General features: G+C 69.1%; 14 protein-coding genes. 9 read left to right on the top strand and 5 right to left on the bottom strand.

Features of this window, described 5'->3' with window-relative positions; translation table 11 throughout:
• Nucleotides 1–2: 2 nt before the first annotated feature.
• A complete protein-coding gene (locus AC0QSG_RS13450) occupies nucleotides 3–716 on the bottom strand; it encodes a DsbA family oxidoreductase (protein WP_475375760.1) in 714 nt (237 codons plus the stop codon).
• 28 nt (nucleotides 717–744) lie between these two features.
• On the bottom strand, nucleotides 745–1,968 hold the full coding sequence (locus tag AC0QSG_RS13455; protein WP_475375761.1) for a benzoate/H(+) symporter BenE family transporter: 1,224 nt from the start codon (nucleotides 1,966–1,968) through the stop codon (nucleotides 745–747).
• 287 nt (nucleotides 1,969–2,255) lie between these two features.
• Here AC0QSG_RS13455 and benA point away from each other — a divergent pair, with 287 nt between their 5' ends.
• The 6 genes from benA (at nucleotide 2,256) to AC0QSG_RS13485 (ending at nucleotide 10,882) form a co-directional block, all read left to right on the top strand.
• Nucleotides 2,256–3,683 carry a benzoate 1,2-dioxygenase large subunit gene (gene benA / locus AC0QSG_RS13460; protein WP_475375762.1) on the top strand — a complete coding sequence of 476 codons (1,428 nt, stop codon included), beginning with the start codon at nucleotides 2,256–2,258 and terminating at the stop codon, nucleotides 3,681–3,683.
• 10 nt (nucleotides 3,684–3,693) lie between these two features.
• Nucleotides 3,694–4,221, top strand: a complete 528-nt coding sequence (gene benB / locus AC0QSG_RS13465) for a benzoate 1,2-dioxygenase small subunit (RefSeq protein WP_475375763.1) — start codon at nucleotides 3,694–3,696, stop codon at nucleotides 4,219–4,221.
• A 23-nt stretch (nucleotides 4,222–4,244) separates the two neighbouring features.
• Nucleotides 4,245–5,837: a benzoate 1,2-dioxygenase electron transfer component BenC gene (gene benC, locus AC0QSG_RS13470; protein WP_475375764.1), complete on the top strand. Its 1,593-nt coding sequence runs from the start codon at nucleotides 4,245–4,247 to the stop codon at nucleotides 5,835–5,837.
• Nucleotides 5,834–6,628 (top strand): 1,6-dihydroxycyclohexa-2,4-diene-1-carboxylate dehydrogenase, encoded by a 795-nt coding sequence (locus AC0QSG_RS13475; protein WP_475375765.1) that lies wholly within the window; start codon nucleotides 5,834–5,836, stop codon nucleotides 6,626–6,628. The genes benC and AC0QSG_RS13475 overlap by 4 nt, the downstream gene beginning before the upstream one ends.
• A 70-nt stretch (nucleotides 6,629–6,698) precedes the next feature.
• Entirely contained in the window at nucleotides 6,699–8,072 is a 1,374-nt protein-coding gene (locus tag AC0QSG_RS13480) for an MFS transporter (protein WP_475375766.1), read from the top strand.
• Nucleotides 8,073–8,158: 86 nt separating this feature from the next.
• Nucleotides 8,159–10,882 (top strand): LuxR C-terminal-related transcriptional regulator, encoded by a 2,724-nt coding sequence (locus AC0QSG_RS13485; RefSeq protein ID WP_475375767.1) that lies wholly within the window; start codon nucleotides 8,159–8,161, stop codon nucleotides 10,880–10,882.
• A gap of 32 nt (nucleotides 10,883–10,914) precedes the next feature.
• Here the strand turns inward: AC0QSG_RS13485 and AC0QSG_RS13490 are convergent, their stop codons facing one another.
• The 3 genes from AC0QSG_RS13490 to aceA all read right to left on the bottom strand — a co-directional run bounded on the left by AC0QSG_RS13490 (nucleotide 10,915) and on the right by aceA (nucleotide 14,219).
• Complete coding sequence (locus AC0QSG_RS13490; RefSeq protein ID WP_475375768.1) at nucleotides 10,915–11,154, bottom strand: hypothetical protein; 240 nt, start codon at nucleotides 11,152–11,154, stop codon at nucleotides 10,915–10,917.
• 96 nt (nucleotides 11,155–11,250) lie between these two features.
• Nucleotides 11,251–12,882, bottom strand: a complete 1,632-nt coding sequence (aceB, locus tag AC0QSG_RS13495; protein WP_475375769.1) for a malate synthase A — start codon at nucleotides 12,880–12,882, stop codon at nucleotides 11,251–11,253.
• 32 nt (nucleotides 12,883–12,914) lie between these two features.
• The gene (gene aceA, locus AC0QSG_RS13500; protein ID WP_475375770.1) at nucleotides 12,915–14,219 is read right to left on the bottom strand and encodes an isocitrate lyase; all 1,305 of its coding nucleotides are present in this window, start codon (nucleotides 14,217–14,219) and stop codon (nucleotides 12,915–12,917) included.
• 157 nt (nucleotides 14,220–14,376) lie between these two features.
• Between aceA and AC0QSG_RS13505 the strand changes: the two genes are divergently transcribed.
• The 3 genes from AC0QSG_RS13505 to AC0QSG_RS13515 all read left to right on the top strand — a co-directional run bounded on the left by AC0QSG_RS13505 (nucleotide 14,377) and on the right by AC0QSG_RS13515 (nucleotide 18,008).
• Nucleotides 14,377–15,873 (top strand): helix-turn-helix domain-containing protein, encoded by a 1,497-nt coding sequence (locus AC0QSG_RS13505; RefSeq protein WP_475375771.1) that lies wholly within the window; start codon nucleotides 14,377–14,379, stop codon nucleotides 15,871–15,873.
• A gap of 168 nt (nucleotides 15,874–16,041) precedes the next feature.
• Nucleotides 16,042–16,641, top strand: coding sequence for a hypothetical protein (locus AC0QSG_RS13510; protein WP_475375772.1), 600 nt, complete (start codon nucleotides 16,042–16,044; stop codon nucleotides 16,639–16,641).
• A gap of 131 nt (nucleotides 16,642–16,772) precedes the next feature.
• Nucleotides 16,773–18,008, top strand: a complete 1,236-nt coding sequence (locus AC0QSG_RS13515; RefSeq protein ID WP_475375773.1) for an SH3 domain-containing protein — start codon at nucleotides 16,773–16,775, stop codon at nucleotides 18,006–18,008.
• The last annotated feature ends 98 nt before the right edge of the window (nucleotides 18,009–18,106 follow it).

An 18,106-nucleotide genomic window follows, 5' to 3' on the forward strand; every position in this document is an offset into this window, starting at 1 on the left:
GGCTAGTCGCAGCCCCGCGGACCGCACGTCTGGCCGTCGGCGCCGGCGGCAACCAGGGTGAGCGGGTTGCTTTCCCCCCATGCCGTGGTCAGCGCCTTGGCGAAGGCCTCGGCGGGCTGTGCCCCGGAGATGCCGTACTTCATGTCCAGCACGAAAAACGGGACCCCGGTGATGCCGAGGGCGCGCGCCTGCGCGAAATCGGCCTCGACGGCATCCCGGTAGTCGTCGCCGTCCAGGACGCCGGCGACGTCGGCCTCCGTGAGCCCGGCCTCCGTCGCAAGCGACAGGAGCGTGCCGCGGTCCCCGGTATCCAGGCCCTTTTCGAAGTGGGCGGAGAGCAACGCCTCCTTGACCTCGTCGCCGCGGCCGTTCTCCTTGGCCAGATGCAGGAGGCGGTGGGCGGTGAACGAGTTGGCGACCTTGAGGTTCCCGAAGTCGTACGCGAGCCCCTCGCCGGCGGCCTGGCCCGTGACGTGCTCCAGCATCCGGGTGACCTGCGCGGCGGGCAGGCCCTTGATGGTGGAGAGGTATTCGGTCTCCGTGCCCTCATAGCGCTCCGGCAGCGAGGGGTCCAGCTGGTAGCTGTGCCACACGACGTCGACCTGGTCGCGGAAGGGGAGGCCGGCCAGGGCCGTCTCGAAGCGGCGCTTGCCGATGTAGCACCAGGGGCAGGCGATGTCGGACCAAATGTCTACGGTGAGGCGGGGCTGGTTCATACGAGGGTGAACCCCGGGACGGACGGGCCTATTCCCGGCGTGTGCGGCGCAACAGCAGGTACGCCAGGCTCCCGGCGAGGAACCCCCAGAAGGGCGCGACGATGCCCCAGGGCGCGATGCCGGAGGCGGTCACCACTAGCGTGATCAGTGCGGCCTCGACCGCCGCCGGACCCCGCTTGTCCGGTGCCATCGCGTCGGCGAACGCGCCCTGGAGGGCCCCGGCCAGGGCGACGCCGGCCATCGCCGTGACGAGTTCGTCGGGGACGGCGTCGAGCAGGGAAACGATGGTCGCGCTAAAGGTGCCGAAGAGGATGAAGAACGCCCCGCAGGCGACGCCGGCGACGTAGCGGCGGCGGAGGTCCTCGTGGGACTCCCTGCCCGCGCAGATCCCGGCCGTGATCGCGGCCAGGTTGATCGAGTGGGCGCCGAACGGCGCGAAGACGATGGAGGCGGCCGCCGCCCCGCCGAGCAGCAGCCGGTCGTTGGGCACATAGCCGCTGGAGATCATCATGGCCAGCCCGGGTGCGTTCTGGCCCGCCATCGTCACGATCAGGAGCGGAACGGAGATGCCCAGCACGGCCATCGGGGAGAACGTCGGGGTGGTCCACAGCGGGCCGGACAGCGAGGCTTCGACCTCCGGCGCGGTGGCCTGGCCGGAGGCGACGGCGAGCACGACGCCGGCGAGAAGGGCCAGCAGGACGGCGTACTTGGGGAGGAAGCGGCGGCCCAGAAGGTAGGCGGCGACCAGCCCGCCGGCCACCAGCGGGGAGTCGACGACGGCGCCGGCCACGTTGATCACGAACGGCAGGAGGACGCCGGCCAGAACGGCGGCCACGACGGGCCGGGGAACGGCGGTGAGCAGGCGGCCGAAGAGGCCCGAAACGCCGAGCGCGAGGCCGAGGGCCCCGGCGACGATGTACGCGCCGATCGCGTCCGAATACGCGTAGTCGCCCAGCGCGGTCAGCAACAGGGCCGCTCCCGGTACGGACCACGCGACGACGACGGGCATCCGCGTCATCACGCTGAGCAGGACGCAGACGATCCCGCTGCCGACCGAGATGGCCCACACCCAGGAGGTGGTCTGGTCGGCCGTCAGCCCGGCGCGCTTCGCGGCCCCGAGAACCACCAGCAGCGGTCCGGCGTAGGAGACGGCGACGGCGATGAACCCCGCCACGACGGCGGACAACGAGACGTCGCGGAAGAAGCCGCCGCGCCGCGCGTCGGGGGCGCGGAGCCCGGTGGATGACTGCATGCCGCGCCTTTCATTCGTGTGGGGGTCTGTGTGGAGGGCATCCGGTGTGATCCGGGGCACACCCAAACCCAGCCCACCGTACGCCGCCGAGGAGCGTGCCACAAATACCAAAAGCCCCGTAATCCATAGGAAAAGGCTCTCAATAGGCACCCTTGGTCAAGCCTAGGTAAATGCCCAGTGTGACCGCGCGCACTAGGTGTGATGGTTGAGGTCACCCATTTTTTCCCGCGTCCCATTCGGCAGGATGGCGCGGCCGCAGTGGCAATGAATACACAGAAGGAGACGCCATGACCGAGATACTCGATGAAGTCAGCGCACGTTTGGACCAGGCCCTGATCGAGGATGAGGAAAACGGCGTCTTCCGCGCCAACCGCAACATCTTCACCGACGAGGAGATCTTCGAGCTCGAGATGCGGCACATCTTCGAGGGCAACTGGATCTACCTGGCGCACGAGTCGCAGATCCCCAATGTCGGCGACTACCTGACCACGAACATCGGCCGCCAGCCCATCGTGATCTCCCGCAACAAGGAGGGCGTGCTGAACGCCCTCATCAACGCGTGCAGCCACCGCGGCGCCATGCTGTGCCGCCGCAAGACGGACAACCGGACCACGTTCACCTGCCCGTTCCACGGCTGGACGTTCAACAACTCCGGCAAGCTCCTGAAGGTCAAGGACTCCCGCGGCGCCGGCTACCCGGAGCAGTTCAACAAGGACGGCTCGCACGACCTCACGAAGGTCGCGCGGTTCGAGAACTACCGCGGCTTCCTCTTTGGTTCGCTGAACGCGGACGTCAAGCCGCTCGAGGAGCACCTGGGCGAGAGCACGAAGATCATCGACATGATCGTGGACCAGTCGCCGGACGGACTGGAGGTCCTGCGCGGTTCCTCGACGTACACGTACGACGGCAACTGGAAGCTTCAGGCGGAAAACGGCGCCGACGGCTACCACGTCTCCGCGACGCACTGGAACTACGCGGCCACGCAGGCCCGCCGCACCGCCGGCGAGTCCACCAACGACACCAAGACCATGGACGCCGGCGGCTGGGCCAAGCAGAAGGGCGGCTACTACTCCTTCGAGCACGGCCACCTGCTGCTGTGGACCGAGTGGCTGGATCCGGCCAACCGTCCGCTGTTCGACCAGCGCGACGAGCTCGTGGCGAAGTTCGGGGAGGCCAAGGCGGACTGGATGATCAACATCTCCCGCAACCTGTGCCTCTACCCCAACGTGTACCTGATGGACCAGTTCGGATCCCAGATCCGCCAGTTCCGTCCGATCGCCGTGGACAAGACCGAGGTCACCATCTACTGCATCGCCCCCAAGGGCGAGTCCGACGCGGCCCGCGCCAACCGCATCCGCCAGTACGAGGACTTCTTCAACGCCTCCGGCATGGCCACCCCGGACGACCTCGAGGAGTTCCGCTCCTGCCAGAAGACGTACATGGCCACCTCAGCGAAGTGGAACGACCTCAGCCGCGGCCAGGCGCACCAGATCACCGGTCCGGACGAGAACGCTGACAAGATCGGGCTCAAGCCGATCTCCAGCGGCGCCCGCACCGAGGACGAGGGCCTGTACCCGATCCAACACGGCTACTGGCGGGACACCATGCGTGCCGCGGTCGCCGCGGAGATCGCGGCCCCGCAGGCATCAGCCCCGGGCGCGTCCGCCGCGGACCCGTGCAGCGGCCACGGCCACACCGAAAACACCGAGCGCTAGGGAGCGGGCAATGACGATCACCAACACCACCGAAGGCAACGTCGCCGGCCGGGTCTCGCAGGCCGACGTCGAGCAGTTCCTCTACCGCGAGGCCCGCTACCTCGACGACCGCCAGTTCGACGAGTGGATCGAGTGCTACCACCCCGAGGCCACGTTCTGGATGCCGGCCTGGGCCGACGACGACAAGCTCACCGAGGACCCGCAGCGCGAGATCTCGCTGATCTACTACTCCAACCGCGGAGGCCTCGAGGACCGCGTCTTCCGCATCAAGACGGACCGCTCGAGCGCCACCAGCCTGCCGGAGCCGCGCACCGGGCACAACATCAACAACGTCGAGATCCTCTCCCAGGCGGACGGCTTGGTGGAACTGCGCTTCAACTGGTTCACGCTGTACTACCGGTACCAGAACGTCGACACCTACTTCGGCGCGTCGTACTACACGGTGGACTTCTCGGGCCCGCAACCGGTCATCACCAGCAAGAAGGTCGTCCTCAAGAACGACTTCATCCACCACGTCGTGGACATCTACCACATCTGATCCCCTCGGAAAGAGCGATTCACATGACCTACCAGGTTGCCCTGAGCTTCGAAGACGGGATCACCCGCTTCATCAAGTGCGGGCCGAACGAGACCGTCGCCGACGCGTCCTACAAGGCCCGCATCAACATCCCGCTGGACTGCCGGGACGGCGCGTGCGGTACCTGCAAGTCCTTCTGCGAGTCCGGCAAGTACGACGGCGGCGACTACATCGAGGACGCGCTGTCCGACGAAGAGGCGGACAAGGGCTTCTGCCTGCCGTGCCAGATGGTCCCCGAATCGGACCTGGTCCTGCAGATCCCCACGACCTCCGACGTCGCGAAGACCGAGGCCGGCGAGTTCGAGGCCACGCTGACGCAGATCCGCCGGTTGTCCACGACGACCTACGGCTTCGACGTCGAGATCGAGAACCGCGACGCGCTCGCCTTCCTGCCGGGGCAGTACGTCAACGTGTCCGTTCCCGGAACGGACCAGGCACGCTCGTACTCGTTCAGCTCCGGCCCGACCGAGAACACGCTGTCCTTCCTGATCCGCATCACGGACAAGGGTGTCATGTCCTCCTACCTGCGCGACACCGCCCAGGTCGGCGACAAGCTCACCCTCACGGGTCCGATGGGCAGCTTTTTCCTCCGCGAGCTCAAGCGGCCGGCGCTGCTGCTCGCCGGCGGAACCGGCCTCGCGCCGCTGCTGTCGATGCTGGAGAAGATGACCGGCCAGCAGCCGGAACAGCCCGTCCACCTGATCTACGGCGTCACCACGGACACCGACCTGGTGGAGGTCGACGTGCTGGAGGACTACTCCGCGAAGATCGAGAAACTGACCTTCGACGTCGTCGTCGGCGACCCCGAAAGCACGGCGGAGAAGAAGGGGTACGTCACCAACCACTTTCTGCCCGAGCACCTCAACGACGGCGACGTCGACATCTACCTGTGCGGCCCGCCGCCCATGGTCGAAGGCGTCCGCCGCCACCTGGCCGCCGAGGACATCGTGCCGGTGAACTTCTACTACGAGAAGTTCGCGCTGGCCGTCCCGGCCGCCGAGGCGCCCGCCGAAGCCGAGGCCGAGGTAGGGGAAGCGGTCGCGGAGGCCGTCGCCGAGGTCGCCGAGGAGGCCGCGCCCGTGGCCCCCGCCGCGCCCGCCCCGGGCACCGGATACGAGATCGGCGAGGAGCACTCGACGTTCGAGGCCGAGTTCGATGCCCGGATGGCGCTGGAGCTCGGTGCCATGGAACTGATGATGGGCCGGCTCACCACCGAGCAGCTCGCCGAATACCGCATCCTGGCCGAGGTCGCCGGGAAGTCGCTGAGCGGCGAGCGCTTCGATGACGCGGAGGGCTTCACCGTCTCCAACGCCGCCTTCCACGACTTCCTGTTCGCCTGCACGGGCAACCGCTTCCTCAGCGAGGCGTACTCCCGGCTCGAGGTCCAGGGCCTGATGTCCAAGGTCCTGCGCAGCGGACACTGGGTCGAGGGTTCCGTCGCAAACGACCACCTGGAGCTGGTCTCGGCGTTCGAGAACAACGATCAGGAGGCGGCGCGCCGCTGCATCGTCGCGCACAACGAGCACGCCAAGGCCACCATGCGCGCCGCCGAGAACGCCGGAAACGCAAGCGCATGAGCGGTTCCATCCACGCCGGCCGCTTCGACGGCAAGGCGGTCGTCGTGACCGGGGCGGCGCAGGGCATCGGCCTTGCGGTCGCCCGGAGGATCGCCGCCGAGGGCGGCGCCGTCGTCCTGGTGGACCGCGCCGAACTGGTCCACGAGGTCGCCGCCGGGTTGCGCGCCGAGGGCGCGTCCGCCATCTCCGTCACCGCGGACCTGGAGACGTACGACGGCGCCGACTCGGCCGTCCGCGCGGCCATCGCCGAGCACGGGCGGGTCGACGTCATGGTCAACAACGTCGGCGGCACCATCTGGGCGAAGCCGTTCGAGCACTACACGCCGGAGGAGATCGGCAAGGAGATCAACCGCTCGTTGTTCCCCACGCTGTGGTCCTGCCGGGCCGTCCTGCCGCACATGATCGAAAGCGGCGCCGGCGTGATCGTCAACGTCTCCTCCGTCGCCACGCGCGGCGTCAACCGCGTCCCCTACGCCGCGGCCAAGGGTGGGGTCAAGGCCATCACGGCCTCCCTCGCCCTGGAGGCGGCCCCGCACGGCATCCGCGTGGTGGCCACCGCCCCGGGCGGCACCGAGGCGCCGGAACGCAAGGTCCGCCGCGGTCCCTCCCCCCAGGGGGAGCGGGAAACCGCCTGGTACCAGCAGATCGTCGACCAGACGATCGGGTCGTCGCTGCTCAAGCGCTACGGCACGCTCGACGAGCAGGCGGCGCCGATCGCGTTCCTCGCCTCCGACGAGGCCTCGTACATCACCGGCAACACGCTGCCGGTGGCCGGCGGGGACCTCGGCTAGCACAGACCATCCCGCACCATCCTTCGGGCCCGCCGTCCCCCGGCGGGTTCCATGACAATGGAGTCGCACCATGAACACCTCAGAACTCGCAGTATCCCTCAGGCAGAAGAAAACCGTTCGCTGGGTGGTGTCCATCGCGGCCATCGCCCTGATCTTCGACGGCTACGACCTCGTGGTCTACGGAACGGTCGTCTCCGGCCTGCTGAGCGACCCGACCCAGCTCGGCCAGCTTGATCCGGCGCAGGCGGGAGCCCTCGGCAGCTACGCCCTGATGGGTGTCCTGGTCGGCGCGCTGACCACGGGAGCGGTCGGCGACTACGTCGGTCGCCGCCGCGTCATGATCACCGGCATCGTCTGGTTCTCCGTCGGCATGGCGATCACCGCCATGGCCCCGAACATCGCCACGTTCGGCATCATGCGCTTCCTCACCGGCATCGGCGTAGGGGCCCTCGTGGCGACCGCCGGAGCCACGGTGGCGGAGTTCGCCCCCGCCGGCAAGCGCAACTTCTACAACGCCGTCGTCTACTCCGGCGTACCGGCCGGCGGCGTGCTGGCCTCGCTGCTCGCGATCGTCCTGATCGACGTCATCGGCTGGCGCGGACTGTTCTGGATCGGCGCGCTGCCGCTGCTGTTCCTGCTGCCGATGGCCCTGCTCAAGCTGCCCGAATCCCCGCAGTGGCTGGTCACCCGGGGCCGCCTCGACGAGGCCGTCCGCGTCTCCGAGCGCACCGGCGTCCCGGTGAACGTCCCCGCTGGCGCCATCGAGGGCAGCGTCGTCGTCAAGAAGGCCGAACGCGTGGGCTTCGCCGCCCTTGCCACCAAGCGCTACGCGTTCCCGACCGCACTGCTGGGCCTGATGAGCTTCTCCGGGCTGCTGCTCACCTACGGCCTGAACACCTGGCTCCCGCAGATCATGAGCCTCTACGGATACGGCAAGACGTACTCGCTGACCTTCCTGCTGGTGCTCAACGCCGGAGCGATCGTCGGCGGCGTCATCGCCTCCATCTCCGCGGACCGCTTCGGTCCGAAGCGGATCGTCTCGACGACGTTCTTCATGGCCGCACTGGCCATGGTGTTGATGACGCTCCAGTTCCCCCTGGCGGTCCTGCTCGCACTGGTGGCCGTCGCCGGCGTCGGAACCATCGGCACGCAGGTGCTGATCTACGGTTTCGTCTCCAACTACTACTCCAGCAACGCCCGCGGCGCGGGCGTGGCATGGTGCGCCGGGTTCGGCCGCCTAGGCGGAATCTTCGGCCCGCTGGTGGGCGGGTTCCTGCTCGCGTCCGGCGTCGAGAACCAGGTCGCGTTCTACGTCTTCGCCGCGGTGGCGACGGCCGGTGCCTTCGTGACCATGTTCGTCCCGAAGCGTCCGGAGGACATCGTCGAGGTCGTCCCGGCGGACGCGCGCCACGCGCCGTCGGCCGCCCCGCTCGAGAAGGCGTAGCCTCCGCCGCTTCCGAACGGCACACGCGCACCAAACAGAGGGCGCCCCGCATCGCGGGGCGCCCTCTGCCGCTAGTCTTGGTGCCCATGGGAGGCATCGGGACAACGGGCGCGTTTGAGGGCAGGGAGCGCGAACTCGCGATCCTCGACGGACTGCTGGAGGCGGCGGCCGCCGGGGAGCCGCAGCTGGCGGTGGTGCGCGGCGTTTCGGGGATCGGCAAGTCGGCGCTGGTCGAGGCCTTCCTGGCCGCGCACCCGCGCACGTCGGTCTTGCGTGCCAGCGGGGCCGCCTGGGAGCGGGAGTACGACGGCGGAGTGTTGCGGCAGTTGCTCGGCGCACCCGTCCCGGATGCCAACGGGACGGGCCCCCCGGGGGAGCGGTTGCTGGCCGCGTTGCGCGCCGGGGGGCGGGACGCCGGCGTCGTCCTGATTGAGAACCTGCACTGGGTGGACGAGGAAACGCTGCGCGCCCTGTTGTTCACGGTCCGCCGGCTGACCGACGAGCCGCTGTTGGTCCTGGTCACGCTCACGGAGGAGGAGGCCCACCTGCTGCCGCCCGGCGCCCGCGCGCTCCACGACGGGGAGCGGGGAACGGCCGTGGTCCTGAGGCCCCTCGACGGGACCTGTGTGCGCGGCATCGCCCTGCGGGCCGGGGTGGAACTGTCGACGGCGGCGTCGCACCGGTTGGCCGCCCATGTGGACGGCAACCCCCGTCACATCCTGGCGCTGCTGCGCGAGTATCCCCACGAACTGCGGAGCCAGTGGCAACCGGAACTGCCCGCCCCCGCCGAACTCTCCGCCGAGGTCGCGCGGGCGCTCGAGCGGCTCGGTGCTCCGGCGCGCGACCTGGTGGAGGCCGCAGCCGTCCTGGGCTTGGTGTCCCCGTTGCGCGACGCCGCCGCGCTGGCCGGATTGCCGGAACCGCTGGGACCGGTGGAGGAGGCGGTCGATGCGGGCCTGCTGACCCTGTCCGGGGGCTCGGGGGCGCTCACCGTCGGTTTCGCGTCGCCGGTGCGGCGCGCCGCCGTCTACCACCGGGTGCCGCTGTCCCGGAGGAACATGCTGCACCTCGCCGCCGCGGCGCGGCTCGAGGGCCGCGGCCAGAAGCTGCTGCACCGAGCGGCGGCCAGCCTCCTGCCGGACGCAGCCTTGGCCGCCGAGTTGGAGGAGTACGCGGCGGGCGAGGCGGAGGCCGGAGCCTGGCAGAATGCCGCGGACGCCCTGTTCACGGCGAGCCAGCTTTTCCCGACAACCGAGGGGCGCGAGACCCGTCTGCTCCGGGCGATCGACGCCATGGTCGCGGCGGGCCAGCTCCCGCGTGCGCTGGCGCACGCCGACGAGGTCGGCAACTTCGCCCCGAGCCCCTTCCGCGACGCGGTGTCCGCCTACATCGCCATCCTGCAGGGGCAAGGCGGGGTTGCGGAGGCACTGCTGACGCGGGCGTGGGATGCCGCCACCGGCGAGGCGGGGCGGGACCTGCGCGCCACCATCGCCCAGCGGCGCGTCTTGCACTCGCTGGCGCTGATCGACGGACCGGAGCTGTTGCACTGGGCGGCGCAGGCGGGAACATTGGCGCGCCCGGACAGCCCGGCGTTCATCGAATCCCAGGCCATCCGCGGGCTGGGGCTGGGCGCCATGGGCCGGATCGCGGAGGCGGAGGAGGGTTACGCGCAGCTGAAATCGCGGAAGGATCTGGGCGCGCAGCACCAACGGGTCCTCATGGGCAGCGGGTGGCTGCACCTGGCCACCGACCAGCACGAGGCCGCGCGGGAGGAGCTCTCCGCCGCGGTCTCCACGGATTTCAGCGACGGCTCCTACCGGATCTCCCTGTGGGCCAGGGCGTGGCTGGCCCGGGTCGAGTTCTCCGCCGGCCGCTGGTCCCGTTCGCTGCAGGTCGCCGAGGAAGCCGTGGCCCTGCAGGAGCGGGTGGGCATGGACCTGGTGCGGCCGCTGCTGCACTGGACCGCCACGCAGATCCATGCGCTGCGCGGGAACTGGGACGCCGCGGCAGAACACCTCGAGCGCGGACGCGCCACGTCGGACAGCTACCCCGTCATGCAGGTGCCGGGGCGGCTGGCGATGGCCAGCGCGGCGGAGGCGCGCTCGGACTACGACGGCGTCATCCGGGCGCTGAAGCCGCTGCTGCTGCTGAACCGCTCGGTGGGACTGGACGAGCCGGGGTTCTGGCCGTGGCAGGACGTCTACGCGAACGCGCTGGTGATGAAAGACCGGGTGGCGGAGGCCTCCGCGTTCCTGCGCCCGCTCGAGGAGCTGGCGGCCGCCAGGGGTCACCGCTCGGCGACCGCCCGGATGGCCTATGTGCGCGGCCGTATCCTGGGGGCCGAGGGGGACACGGACGGCGCGCGCGCGGCGTTCGAGGCCGGCCGCGCCCAGCTGGCAGGGATGAACCGGCCGTTCGACAGGGCCCGCGTGGACTTCGCCTACGGGCAGACCATGCGGCGGGCCGGCAAGCGAAGGGAGGCCGCGGCGGTGCTCACCACCGCGCGCGCCGACTTCGCCGCGATGGGCGCGGCCGCCTATGTGGAGCGGTGCGAGCGCGAGCTGCAGGCCGCCGGCACCAGCGTCTCGCGGCGCGAGAACACGGACATGGCCGCGCTGACACCGCAGGAGCGCGCGGTGGCCAAACTGGTGGCGGCGGGGCTGAGCAACAAACAGGCGGCGGAGGAGCTCTACATCAGCGTGAAGACCATCCAGTACCACCTGACGCATGCCTACGACAAGCTGGGCGTCGCCTCGCGCAGCGAACTCGCGGCGCGCTACCGCCTGACGGACCCGGCCCAAGCGGACTGAGCCCGCGCAGGCGGACTGCGCCCGTGCGCGGCTCAGGCGTCGCGGGGATCCAGTGGGTCCTCGACGTCGGGGGCGTCCGCGTCGGTGCCGTCCCGCCGGTCCTGCAGGACCACCCGGCGTTCGCTGTCGACGCCGGCCGGATCGTCGGCCGACGATGCGGCCGCGGGCCGGGCGTCCTCGAAGTCGATCACGCCGTCGGAGAGGGCCTGCGCGTCGCCGTCGTCCAGGGGTTCGGACGCGGTCCATGCGGGTTCCTGCCGTTCGTGTGCCACCGTGTGCCTCCTGCTCTCGGGGGATGACACCAGAATAGGCGCGACGGCGGCCACACCCAAGGGGAATGTGGCCGCCGTCGCGCCGTTGTGCGCCGCTCAGGCGCTCTGGTGCTCCTTGGTCTCGCACAGGAAGCGGTCGTAGGCCGGGATGGTGAGGAACTCGGGGTAGTCGTCCGTCAGGGCACACTCCTCGAAGATCTCCCGGGCGTCCTCGAAACGGTCGCCCTCGAAGCGCTCCATCCGCGCGAACTCCTCCTCGACGATCTCCTGGACCCGGTGCCGCGTGATGAGGTCGCCCTCGTCGGTGACGGCGCACTGGTGGATCCACTGCCAGATCTGCGAGCGGGAGATCTCCGCGGTGGCGGCGTCCTCCATCAGGTTCTGCAGGGCCACCGCGCCGTTGCCGCGCAGCCACGACTCGATGTAACGGATGCCGATCTCGATGTTGCTCCGGATCCCTCCCTCGGTGATCAGTCCCTGCGTGCCGGCGATGTTCAGGAGCGCGCGGTCGTCGGGAACAACGTCCTCGCGCTGCCGGTCCAGCTGGTTGGCCCGGTCGCCGAGGACGGCGTCGAACACCTCGCGGGCCACCGGCACCAGGTCCGGGTGGGCCACCCAAGTGCCGTCGAAGCCGTCGTTGGCCTCGCGGGTCTTGTCCGCGGTGACCTTCTCGAACGCCACGGTGTTGGCGGCCTCGTCCCGGCGGTTCGGGATGAAGGCGGACATCCCACCGATCGCCATCGCCCCGCGGCGGTGGCAGGCCCGGACCAGCTGTTCGGTGTAGGCGCGCATGAACGGGGCCGTCATGGTGACCATCGCACGGTCCGGCAGCACGTAGCGCGGTCCGCGGGTGCGGAAGTTCTTGATGACCGAGAAGATGTAGTCCCAGCGTCCGGCGTTCAGGCCCGCGGCGTGGTCGCGGAGTTCGTACAGGATCTCCTCCATCTCGAACGCCGCCGTGATGGTCTCGATCAGGACGGTCGCGCGGATGGTCCCCTGTGGGATGCCGAGCAGGTCCTGCGCCAGCACGAAGACGTCGTTCCAGAGGCGGGCCTCCAGGTGGCTCTCCGTCTTGGGGAGGTAGAAGTACGGGCCGCGGCCCTGGCTGATGAGGCGCTGGGCGTTGTGGAAGAAGTGCAGTCCGAAGTCCACGAGCGAACCGGAGATCGGCTCGCCGGCGACGAGCAGGTGCTTCTCCGGCAGATGCCAGCCGCGCGGCCGGACCACGATGGTCGGCAGGTCGGTCAGCGTCTGCCCGGCGAGCTTGTACTCCTTCCCCTCGGGGGAGGCGAAGTCGATGTTGCGGTCCAGGACGGCCCGGAGGTTCAGCTGTCCCTTGACGACGTTGCGCCACGTGGGGGTGTTGGAGTCCTCCAGGTCGGCGAGCCACACGTTGGCCCCGGAGTTCAGGGCGTTGATGGTCATCTTGCGGTCCGTCGGGCCGGTGATCTCCACGCGGCGATCCTCGAGACCCGGGGCGACGGGGGCCACGCGCCACTCGCGGTCCTCGCGGATGCCTCGGGTCTCGGGGAGGAAGCGGGGGTCGGAGCCGTTGGCGATGCGCCGGGTGCGGGACGTGCGCTCCTGGAGGAGCTCCCGACGTCGTGGTTCGAACGTCCGGTGCAGGGTGGCGAGGAAGTCCAGCGCTTGGGGCGTCAGGATCTCCTCCTGCCGGCACACGGGGGACGCGGTGAGGGTGATTCCATTGAGGGTGATGGGATCGTTCATGGCTCAAACTCCTTGCTGGTCCAAAAGGCTGGTTAGTGAAACTGGCCCTCTTCGGTGGACCCCACGAGGGCGAGGGTGCTACCGCCGGGGTTCAGGGTGGTGGCTATCTTGTCGAAGTAGCCGGTGCCGACTTCGCGCTGGTGCTTCGTGGCGGTGTATCCGCGGGCCTCGGAGGCGAACTCGCGTTCCTGGAGTTCGACGTATGCGCTCATCCCGGACTCGGCGTAGCCTTGGGCGAGGTCGAACATCGAGTGGTTCAGGGCGTGGAAGCCGGCCAGGGTGATGAACTGGAAGGTGAAGCCCATGGCGCCCAATTCACGCTGGAACTTGGCGATCGTGGCGTCGTCGAGGTGCTTTTTCCAGTTGAACGACGGCGAGCAGTTGTAGGAGAGCATCTGGTCCGGGAACTCGGACTTGACCGACTCGGCGAACTTGCGCGCCAGCTCCAGGTCCGGGGTGCCGGTCTCCATCCAGATGAGGTCGGAGTACGGCGCGTAGGCCTTGGCGCGGGCGATGCAGGGTTCGATCCCGTTGCGGACCTTGTAGAAGCCCTCCGCGGTGCGCTCGCCGGTGATGAACTCCTGGTCGCGCTCGTCGACGTCGGAGGTGATCAGCGTGGCGGCCTCGGCGTCGGTGCGGGCGATGACGACCGACGGGGTGTTGGAGACGTCGGCGGCGAGCCGGGCGGCGTTCAGGGTGCGCACGTGCTGACTCGTGGGGATGAGCACCTTACCGCCGAGGTGGCCGCACTTCTTCTCCGAGGCGAGCTGGTCCTCCCAGTGCACGCCCGCGGCGCCGGCGGTGATCATCGACTTCATGAGCTCGTAGGCGTTGAGCGGTCCGCCGAAGCCGGCCTCGGCGTCGGCGACGATCGGGACCATCCAGTCCTCGACGGTCTGGATGTCCTCGGAGAACTCGATCTGGTCCGCGCGGAGCAGCGCGTTGTTAATGCGGCGGACGACCTGCGGGACGGAGTTGGCCGGGTACAGCGACTGGTCCGGGTAGGTCTGGCCGGAGAGGTTGGCGTCGGCGGCGACCTGCCAGCCGGAGAGGTAGATGGCTCGGAGGCCGGCCTTGACCTGCTGCACCGCCTGGTTGCCGGTGAGGGCGCCGAGGGCGTTGGTGTAGCCGCCCGTCTTGGCCTCCTCGGTCAGCTGCGTCCAGAGCTTCTCGGATCCGCGGCGGGCCAGCGTGTGCTCCTCCTGGACGCGTCCCTGGAGGCGGACGACGTCGGCGGCCGAGTAGTCGCGGGTGATGCCGTCCCAGCGGGGGTTGGTGCTCCACTCCAGCTCCAAGGCCTCTTCGCGGGATGCGGTGGGGTTCTGGTTCTCGGTCATCGTGTTCTCCTCGTATCGCTCGGCCGGACGTTGGTGCTGGGCGACGGTGCCTGGCTTCCGGCGTTTTTCTTCGTACGACTCACTTTTCTGCACTCCAGCACACTTCTCTAGAGGGAATTGAAGGAAAGATTGGCATTTCTTCGCGTACCATCAAGAAATGACGACTCCCACTTGGAACCGCCCCGCCAAGGGCACGTCCACCAGCTCCCCGGACGCCGCCGCCGACGACCTGGACGTGATTTCGCTGGGGCGCCGGGTGCGCCACCTGCGCAAGGCCAGCGGGCTCACGCTGGACGGCCTGGGCGAGCTGGTGGGGACGGCGCCGTCGCAGCTTTCCCTCATCGAAAACGGCAAGCGCGAACCCAAGCTGAGCCTGCTCAAGCAGCTGGCGACGGCGCTGGGAACGGGCCTGGACGAACTGCTCGGCTCGGAGCCGCCCAACCGCCGGGCGGCGCTGGAGATCGAGCTTGAGCGCGCCCAGCGCGGGCCGCTGTACGGGTCGCTCGGGCTTCCGAAAGTCCGCGTCAGCTCGCGGCTTTCCATGGAGGTGCTGGAGTCCCTGGTGGGGTTGCAGAACGAACTCGAGCGCCGGCTCGACGAGCAGGCGGCGACCCCCGAGGAGGCCCGGCGGGCCAACACCGAGATCCGTGCCGAGATGCGCGAGAAGAACAACTACTACCCGGAGCTCGAGCGCGGGGCCCAGAAGCTGCTCGACGCCGTCGGTCACAGCGCCGGTCCGCTGTCCCACCACGTGGCCGCCGACATCGCCGAGCACTTGGGTTTCGGGCTGCGTTTCGTGGGCGACCTGCCCCATTCGACGCGCTCCGTGACCGACCTGAAGAACCGCCGAATTTACCTGACGCAGTCCACCCGCGACGAACACGACGCCCGTTCGGTGCTGTTGCAGGCCGTGGGGCACTACGTGTTGGGCCACCAGACGCCGGCCGACTACTCGGAGTTCCTCCGCCAGCGGGTCTACACGAACTACTTCGCGGCGGCGCTGTTGATGCCCGAACGGTCCACCGTCGGGTTCCTGCACACGGCCAAAGGTGCCAAGGAGTTGGCCATCGAGGACCTGCGCGACGCCTACGCGGTGTCCTACGAGTCCGCGGCCCACCGTTTCACGAACCTCGCCACCGAGCACCTGGGCATCACCACGCACTTCCAGAAGGTCCACGAGTCCGGGATCATCCACAAGGCCTACGAGAACGACGGCGTGAACTTCCCCGCCGACCACACCGGCGCCATCGAGGGGCAGCCTGTGTGCAGGTACTGGACCAGCCGCGAGGTGTTCGACGTCGCGGACAAGTTCCGCGCCTACAACCAGTACACGGACACCGCGGTCGGCACGTTCTGGTGCACCGCGCGCACGGAGCGGCACTCCTCGGGGACCTACTCGCTGAGCATCGGCGTCCCGTTCCAGCACGTGAAGTGGTTCCGCGGGCGGGACACGACGGAGCGGTCGAAGTCCCGGTGCCCGGACGAGGCGTGCTGCCGCCGGCCGCCGGACGATTTGGCGCGACAGTGGGCGGGGAACGCGTGGCCTGCCGCGCGCGCCAACTCGCACCTGTTGGCAGCGATGCCGCCCGGCGCGTTCCCCGGCGTGGACGAGACCGAGGTCTACGAGTTCCTCCGCGCGCATACCGGCGACTGACACCGCAGCGGACTGCCTTTGCGCGCGCACTGTGTCCCCGGGACGGTGTCACCCTAGAAAAATACCGTCGACCTCCAATTTGTGCGCCGCGTCACTCCGAATAGTGGGTGTACGACGGGCGACGCTACCCCGATATGCCGTAGGGAGCCCGGAGTCCGTTCAGGAGTCATGCCGGACTGGAATGGCCACAAACCCCACGAGCGGGACGCGGGGCGGACGTTCGCGACGCGGCTCAAGCCCTTGAACGCGGGCAGCCACACGGTGGGCGATACGACCTACACCATTCCCACGACGCGTGGGAGCGCGGAAGTGAAGGTCCGGGCCGATGACGTGAGCGTGACAATCAAGGTCAGGGGCGTCACCGCGGGTACGCTGCATCCGCAGCACATCCACGCAGGTGAAAAGTGTCCGGACGCTTCGGACGACAAGAACAACGACGGCTTCGTCGATGTCATAGAGGGCCTGCCGAAGTACGGGCTCATCCTGGTTTCCCTGGACAGCGAACTCGACAGCTTCTCGCCGTCCCTGGACTTCCCCGTAGCCGATGCGAACGGCCGCTACGAGTATCGCGAGCAGGCCTCCAAGTCGCATCTGCAGGAGGAGCTGGTGGAGGCGCTGAAATTGGGCCCCCGCCATGTGGTGATCCACGGCATCGACCCGGATCCGGAGGTCAATCCGCTCCCGGAGTCCGTGGCCTCCCTGCCGGGGTTGCCCGCGTGGGCGACGCTTCCGGTCGCCTGTGGAGAACTGAACCGGACCAACCGCTGATTCGGCCGATTCCGGTGCCAGCGGCTCGGCGCGGAGTATGTGTGTAGTTCTTGTAAAAATCCCTTGACGTTCCCCAGTCGCAGGCCGACGCTGATCCCACTACGTTCTTACGGGGCTCTGGGGGCCACAAAATGTTGGGAAATCGTGCTCGCGGGGGAGTCGTGTTCAGGGTGCTGGCCGCGTGTGGGCTGGCGGTCGCCATCGTCGTCCAGCCGCTACCTGCCTCGGCCGCGCCCGCGGGTCCGCAGCCCGCCGCCGCCGGCGCCTTGGCGACCAAATCCGCCGTCGTGCCGCGTGCGGTGCCCGCCGTCACGGCGCCCCGGACCGGAACGACCACTGCGCGGCTGAACCTGCGTACCGGCGCGGGGACGACCTATCGGATCGTCAAGGTCTTGGCGCTGGGCGCCAAGGTGTCCATCCTCGCCACGCACAGCAGTGGATGGCATCGGGTCACCGCCTCGGGCTCGACGGGCTGGGTCAGCGCGCGGTATGTGCGGATCGGAGCCGCCACACCGACGCCGGCCGCGACGACGGCCGGCACCACCACGACGCTGGTGAACATGCGCACCGGGGCGGGGACGGCGTACCGGATCGTCAAGACGCTCCCCGCGGGAACCGCGTTGCGTATCCACTCCCGGCACTCCAACGGCTGGTACCGGGTCACCGCCGCGGGCGCGACCGGCTGGGTCAGCGGCGCGTACGTGACCTCCTCGGGCGTGAGCCCGTACAACTCCCGGGCCAAGGGCCCGAACAAGACGGAGCGCGTCGTGCTGACCTACGACGACTGCCCGCGCACGCTGGCGTCCTATACGCAGACGGTCCGCTGGGCGCGCGACAACGGCATCGCTCTGGTGCTCGCGCCCACAGGGGATTGCCTGGCCAAGTTCCGCACGAGCCATGGCGTCGATCTGGCCGTCTACGGGCGGCAGCACGGGCAGTGGATGATCAACCACTCGGTTAGTCACCCCGACCTCCGCCGGCTTACCTGCACGCAGGTCCGCGCCCAGTTGCAGGGAACCGGCGTGCGGTCGAATTGGGGCAGGCCGCCCTACGGCGCCGTCAACGCGGCCGTCGAATGCGGCTACCGGGCGGCGGGCATGCACATCTGGAACTGGAGCAAGGACACGTGGGACTGGCAGTCGAAGTCGAAGGCGGTCACGATCAGCCGGGCCGTAACCCGCGCGGCCGCGGGTGACACGGTTTTGATGCACTTCCAGTGGCAGGGATTCTCGCCCGACTCCATCCGGCAGATCAAGACGGGTCTGGCCGCCAAGGGGCTTGGGCTCTGCAGGGCGTACCGCGGCACGGACGGGGTGGGTGCGGTGGTCCAGACTCCCGTGGCCCTGCCCGTGTCGCTACCGTGCTGAGATCCGGAAGGATCTGACTGTCCCGGAGCGGCGCGAGCAACTTATCCACAGTTTCGGTTTCCGGGCGTTTTCCGTCCTGCGGTCTCGATAGTTTTGAC

The sequence above is a fragment of the Arthrobacter sp. LT660 genome (genome assembly GCF_056172845.1).

Bases quoted from the DNA above. Each gene is read 5' to 3' on its own strand.
- AC0QSG_RS13450 (WP_475375760.1), bottom strand. From the start codon at position 716: ATGAACCAGCCCCGCCTCACCGTAGACATTTGGTCCGACATCGCCTGC.
- AC0QSG_RS13455 (WP_475375761.1), bottom strand. From the start codon at position 1,968: ATGCAGTCATCCACCGGGCTCCGCGCCCCCGACGCGCGGCGCGGCGGC.
- benA (WP_475375762.1), top strand. From the start codon at position 2,256: ATGACCGAGATACTCGATGAAGTCAGCGCACGTTTGGACCAGGCCCTG.
- benB (WP_475375763.1), top strand. From the start codon at position 3,694: ATGACGATCACCAACACCACCGAAGGCAACGTCGCCGGCCGGGTCTCG.
- benC (WP_475375764.1), top strand. From the start codon at position 4,245: ATGACCTACCAGGTTGCCCTGAGCTTCGAAGACGGGATCACCCGCTTC.
- AC0QSG_RS13475 (WP_475375765.1), top strand. From the start codon at position 5,834: ATGAGCGGTTCCATCCACGCCGGCCGCTTCGACGGCAAGGCGGTCGTC.
- AC0QSG_RS13480 (WP_475375766.1), top strand. From the start codon at position 6,699: ATGAACACCTCAGAACTCGCAGTATCCCTCAGGCAGAAGAAAACCGTT.
- AC0QSG_RS13485 (WP_475375767.1), top strand. From the start codon at position 8,159: ATGGGAGGCATCGGGACAACGGGCGCGTTTGAGGGCAGGGAGCGCGAA.
- aceB (WP_475375769.1), bottom strand. From the start codon at position 12,882: ATGAACGATCCCATCACCCTCAATGGAATCACCCTCACCGCGTCCCCC.
- aceA (WP_475375770.1), bottom strand. From the start codon at position 14,219: ATGACCGAGAACCAGAACCCCACCGCATCCCGCGAAGAGGCCTTGGAG.
- AC0QSG_RS13505 (WP_475375771.1), top strand. From the start codon at position 14,377: ATGACGACTCCCACTTGGAACCGCCCCGCCAAGGGCACGTCCACCAGC.
- AC0QSG_RS13510 (WP_475375772.1), top strand. From the start codon at position 16,042: ATGCCGGACTGGAATGGCCACAAACCCCACGAGCGGGACGCGGGGCGG.
- AC0QSG_RS13515 (WP_475375773.1), top strand. From the start codon at position 16,773: ATGTTGGGAAATCGTGCTCGCGGGGGAGTCGTGTTCAGGGTGCTGGCC.